This is a genomic window from Mesorhizobium sp. M1A.F.Ca.ET.072.01.1.1 (assembly GCF_004023325.1).
In the GTDB taxonomy this organism is placed as follows: Bacteria; Pseudomonadota; Alphaproteobacteria; order Rhizobiales; family Rhizobiaceae; genus Mesorhizobium.
On the sequence record NZ_RZSF01000709.1, the window covers coordinates 1 to 533 of the forward strand.

Annotated in this window: 1 pseudogene; it reads right to left on the minus strand. The window is 67.0% G+C overall.

From position 1 onward, the window contains the following. Nucleotides 1-124: 124 nt before the first annotated feature. A pseudogene (locus EOA32_RS37655) lies at nt 125-533 on the minus strand (DNA-binding protein); the annotation flags it as partial.

Here is a 533-nt window from a genome sequence, read left to right on the forward strand (position 1 = left end):
GGTCTATGCGGTGTTAAGTCAGGCGGCCGTGCGGTACTCAATGACGTCGGCGCCGCCTTCGTCGGCGGAGAACTGAAAAGGGGCCCGGCGGTGATGCCGGACCCGGTGCGAAGCGGAAGGCCGTTTACTCGGCGGCCTCGAGTCGATCTGTTTCCTCGTCGGCTTGGGTCGTCGGTTCCTCGGACGCTGTGTCGGCAAGGAAGGCAGGCAGATCGACCGCATCGCCGTCGAGAGCCGTCTCGTCCGTCACTTCCTCCGTGACGGTCTCGCCGGCGTCGACTGCCGCGTCACCTTCAAGGCGCAGCGGCTCGGGCAGCCAGGTCGACCCTTCGAGAAGACGGGCGGCCTCTCGGGCCATCAAGTCCTTCTTCATGTGGTCGATCAGCTGCGCGGAATCCTCGCCGCGGGCCTCGCGAACCGCCTGGACGATCCTGGCCTTGGTGACGCGGCCGAGATAGTTGTCGACGGTCGGTTCCCAGCCGGCAGCGACCATGTCGAAGCCGAGGGTGGCGGCAAGCGCATCGGCGTGGGCA